Here is an 861-nt window from a genome sequence, read left to right as displayed (position 1 = left end):
TTGGCGGGGATACTTGGTCAGCTTGAAGCGTGCCCCGGTGGCCAGGCCACGGGCATTGCCGCTGCCCTTTACGGTCTCGTAATCCACATGCAGTTCTTCGATGCGCGCCCGCACCCAGCCATCGCCCTGATCGTACTGGGTGTAGCCGCCCGGGTAGTCGTAGCGCTCCAGATCCGCCCGGGCATGCTCATGCGGGTGGTCCCGCTCAGTCAGCAGGTCTTTGCGCGGCGCTGTAAAGTCGAAATCGGTGTGGACGAAGGCCCCGGATTGGACCGCTCCGGCCACGGACCAGCCGGAGATATGGTCCCGTTCCCGCAGTGCGGTCTCATCGGGGGGGTAGTAGGGGATTTCTTCGTAGCCGGCAACGGGGTGATGGGCGCCGTTGTCATCGGCCAGGACCAGGGTGTGCTTGTCGGCCTCGTGCCGAAAGAAGTAGTGGATGCCTTCCTGTTCCAGCAGCCGGCTGATGAACGCGAAATCGGTCTCCCGGTATTGCACGCAGTAGCGTCGTGGGAGGTAGAGCTCGTTAATCAAGAATTCCTGGAAATCGATGTAGCCATGCTCGCGGAAGATTTCTTTGACGATCTCCGGCACCGTCTGGTCCTGGAAGATGCGACAGTCGGTGGTGCGGGAGAGCAACCAGAACCAGGGGACCAGGGTGGCACGGTAGATAGCAACCGCCCCGTCGAAGCCGGTGTGTGAAAAACGGCTGACGATGCCGTTGAAATAGCGGGTCCGGTAATCCGGCAGCTCCAGCCGCACGGTGACGGGTTGGCCGAGTAGCTCCTCGTGCTTGATCGGTTGGTGGGACTCGCTGATGAGTTCCAGTTGGTACTCGAACAGGGTGCTCAGGCGTTCGCT

At 61.6% G+C, this 861-nt stretch carries 1 protein-coding gene; it reads right to left on the bottom strand.

Features of this window, described 5'->3' with window-relative positions:
* Positions 1 to 861: type VI secretion system Vgr family protein (locus tag E1958_RS19640; RefSeq protein ID WP_133513372.1), on the bottom strand; the 861-nt coding region annotated here is incomplete at both ends.

Origin of the sequence: Candidatus Thiosymbion oneisti, assembly GCF_004359955.1 — a bacterium.
GTDB classification, from domain to species: Bacteria; Pseudomonadota; Gammaproteobacteria; order Chromatiales; family Chromatiaceae; genus Thiosymbion; species Thiosymbion oneisti.
Note: the sequence above shows the minus strand (reverse complement) of the source record. Positions and strands in the feature narration are given on the sequence as shown.